Raw genomic sequence first — 3,688 nt, forward strand, 5'->3', positions numbered from 1 at the left:
GGGGTCGTTTGCGGGAGGGGGCGAAATCCTACGCTAAGGATTTAGGCCAGCGATATTCGCCGGTGAGGTTGATGTGTTCCCATCCCAGCGGTGAGACATGGGCGAGGAGATCAGGCGGGATGATGATGCCGTCCACGGCGCGTCTGTCCACGACCTCCCCGAGTTTCATGGTGTTCCAGAAGATGATGATGGCGGCGAGCAGGTTCATGCCGGCAATACGATAGTGCTGCCCTTCGCCTGAGCGGTCGCGTATCTCACCTCGACGATGGAAGCTGATGGCGCGCTTGAGGGCATGATGGGCCTCGCCCTTGTTGAGACCGATCTGAGCCTGGCGCTGGAGACCGGCGTCGAGAATCCAGTCGATCATGAACAGGGTGCGCTCGATGCGACCGATCTCCCGCAATGCGAGGGCCAGCTCATTCTGGCGCGGGTAGGAAGCGAGCTTGCGAAGAATCTGGCTGGGGGCGACGATGCCCGCTGCGATCGTTGCCGTGACGCGCAGGATGTCGGGCCAGTTGCGCTCGATGAGCGGTTCATTGATTTTGCCGCCAACCAGCGCTCGCACATTGGCGGGCGTCGCGTTGGGCGTGAAGGCATAGAGTCTTTTCTGAGAGAGATCTCGGATACGCGGTGCGAACCTGTAGCCGAGCAAGGAGCTGGCGGCGAACACATGATCGGTAAAGCCACCCGTGTCGGCAAAATGCTGGCGGACGCGGCGGCCTGCGTCATTCATGAGCAGCCCATCGAGTATATAAGGTGCCTCGCTGACCGTTGCCGGGATGACCTGGGTAGCGAAGGGTGCATATTGATCGGACACATGGCTGTATCCCTTGAGGCCTGGGACGTTGCCATATTTCGCGTTGATCAGATTCATCGCTTCGCCCTGCTCGGTAGCAAGGAAGAACTGCCCGTCGCTGGATGCGGATTTCCCTTGTCCCCAGAAGGCGGACATAGGCAGAGCGGCATGGGCTTCCACGATCATGGCGAGCGCCCGATCATAGGCGCTGCCTTCGACATGCCAGCGTGCGATCCGCAGCAATTCCCAGAAGCTGTGCGTATTGGTCGCCGCTGCCATCTTGCGTAGACCAAGATTGACGCCTTCCGCCAACAACACGTTCATCAGGCCGATCTGGTCGCGGCAAGGCACGCCAGTGCGCAGATGCGTGAAAGCCTCGGAGAATCCGGTTCGCTCATCGACTTCCAGCAACAAATCGGTGATCCTCGTGGACGGGAGCTGTTGATAGAGATCGAGTACGAGATCCTCAGTGCCTTCGGGTGTGTCAGCCTTCAGCTTGTCGATGTGCAGCTTGCCGTTCTCGATGATGCCGCCTGGGATCGTACCGGTTCGCGCCGCGCGGCCAAGCGCCTTCAGTTGTGTATCCAGTCGAGCCATGCGCTCGGCAAGCCATTCGCCGGGTTGCAGCGGCACAGCGAACCGCGCGGTCTGCTCTATCGCCTGTGGCGGGACCAGGATCTGCTTGAGGTCGCCATAGCGGCGCGATTTTGCCAGCCATATGTCGCCGGACCGGAAAGCGTCGCGGATATGGAACAGCACCGCGATTTCCCAAAGTCGGTAGTCGCCGGCGGGCGCAGCGCGAAGATGGCGATGCCATTTGGAGTTGGGACGTAGAAAATCCATAGGAGGATCGGATTTGATCCCGCTCTGTAGCAGCGCGATAGCCGTCAGAAGAGGCTTGGCAATCGGCGCCGCCTGCATGTCGAGCAGGCGCAGCATCCTGGGCGCATAGAGGCGGAAGCGATGATAGCCGTCCAGCACACGGCTGAGCGGGTCGGCAGCGAGCACATTGGTCAACGCAGAGGCCGTGGCGACAAGGGTTCTGAACCGTTCCCAGCCTGGACCGGTGGTGATTATCCAGTCCAGGGATGCGCCATCGTCCTGCGCTCCAAGCAAAGCACCACCGATTTCAGCAAAAGACTTCAGCGTGTCCCGAACGGCCGCCTTTTCGTCGGCGATCTTGGTGCTGCAAAGGCGTTCGGAGACCCGATAGAGACGGCCTACGATGCGATCGTGGGTCTCCACGATGACATCAGCCAGAGATGACCGCCATTCCATGGTGCAGACAGCGAGGATTGCAAGCCGCCTGCCTTCGGGCAGATCGCGCATGCCGTCGGCGTAATAGCGCTCGCCCTGCCGGCGAAGGCGGGTCACACGATGCGCGGGAACGCCGTCCAGCAAATCTGCCGGAAGATCGAACTTGTGGAGATATTCCAGTCGATCCATCAGCCGATTGGCCGCCGCCGAATTTGCGCCAACTTCGAACTGTCGCAGCCATACGAAGCGGGTGATGCGACCATCCACCGTATTCTCTAACAGATGAGCCAAATTCTCGCTCAGGGCTGGTGTTATGCGATGGGCGATACGATCTTCGATCCTGCGTTCGGCCTTGACCAGTGCATCGGCACAAAGGCGCTCAATCGTTGAGAAACCGGGAAGGATTGTGCGGGTGCGGCGACACTCTGCAACGAAGCGACGGGCAAGATCCTCATTCGATGTCGCCGCCTCGGCTTCCCGAGCGATCCAATCGCGCAAATCCCGTGCGCCCCGCCCCGAAAAGGAGCGATAGCCGTAGATCCGGCGTAGGTCCGCCAGATGCTCATGCCGGGTCTCCTCGCGCGCGGCATAGAGGAGTAGATCGTCACGGCTCAGCCCGAGCTGGGCCGCGATGAAATCCGATACCTGTGCCGGGATCAGCTCGCCAGGGGTGAGTACCCGGCCCGGGTAGCGCAGGACGCACAGTTGCAGCGCGAAGCCGAAACGGTTGTGGGCGCGCCGGCGCTGGCGGATATGCCCGAGATCCTCATCGCTAAGGGTATAGTGCCGCAGCAGATCACCTTGATCGACCGGTAAGTGAAACAGCGCCTCGCGCTGTCGATCGGTCAGGGTCACGCGACGCGGCATACATGCTCCTTATTCTTTCCAAGGTAAGGTTTGAGATAGTTTGATTGCGATGCTGGTTAAGATACACAATAGTGCAAGCTTATGTGCTCATGTTCGTCACCGCTTCAAACCAACGTTTAAGAAACATGCTGATCGGATATGCCCGCGTCTCCAAAGCCGATGGTTCCCAATCCCTCGACCTCCAGCACGACGCCCTGCGTGCCGCCGGTATCGAGCCAGGTAATATTTATGATGATCGTGCATCCGGTAGCCGCGATGATCGGCCCGGCTTAGCTGCATGCCTCAAATCCTTGCGCGACGGCGATGTGCTGGTGGTCTGGAAACTCGATCGCCTCGGGCGCTCGCTCGCCCACCTGGTCAACACCGTGAAGGATCTGTCAGACCGCAGGATCGGCCTGCGTGTGCTGACCGGAAAAGGCGCTCAGATCGACACCACGACCGCATCCGGCCGCATGGTGTTCGGTATCTTTGCCACTCTGGCCGAGTTCGAGCGGGATCTGATCCGCGAGCGCACCATGGCTGGCCTTGCCGCAGCCAGAGCGCGCGGACGAAAGGGAGGGCGAAAATTCGCCCTGACCAAAGCACAGGTGCGTCTCGCCCAGGCCGCCATGGCGCAGCGCGACACGTCTGTTTCCGATCTGTGCAAGGAACTCGGGATCGAGCGCGTCACTCTATACAGATATGTCGGACCGAAGGGCGAGCTCAGGGATTATGGGAAGCGCGTTCTCAGCTTAGCGTAGGATTTCGCCCCCTCCCGCAAACGACCCC

At 60.4% G+C, this 3,688-nt stretch carries 2 protein-coding genes; one reads left to right on the forward strand and one right to left on the reverse strand.

The genetic code is table 11. The features are described from left to right. Window positions 1-28 precede the first annotated feature (28 nt). A complete protein-coding gene (locus CFR72_RS16995; protein WP_110914827.1) occupies window positions 29-2,920 on the reverse strand; it encodes a Tn3 family transposase in 2,892 nt (963 codons plus the stop codon). Between the two features lie 125 nt (window positions 2,921-3,045). Between CFR72_RS16995 and CFR72_RS17000 the strand changes: the two genes are divergently transcribed. Then, on the forward strand, window positions 3,046-3,660 hold the full coding sequence (locus CFR72_RS17000) for a recombinase family protein (RefSeq protein ID WP_010512305.1): 615 nt from the start codon (window positions 3,046-3,048) through the stop codon (window positions 3,658-3,660). Window positions 3,661-3,688: the final 28 nt, after the last annotated feature.

The organism is Gluconacetobacter entanii (genome assembly GCF_003206495.1).
Taxonomy (GTDB): domain Bacteria; phylum Pseudomonadota; class Alphaproteobacteria; order Acetobacterales; family Acetobacteraceae; genus Novacetimonas; species Novacetimonas entanii.

Excerpts from the sequence above, each read along its gene's own strand:
- CFR72_RS16995 (WP_110914827.1), bottom strand. The coding sequence starts at position 2,920 with ATGCCGCGTCGCGTGACCCTGACCGATCGACAGCGCGAGGCGCTGTTT.
- CFR72_RS17000 (WP_010512305.1), top strand. The coding sequence starts at position 3,046 with ATGCTGATCGGATATGCCCGCGTCTCCAAAGCCGATGGTTCCCAATCC.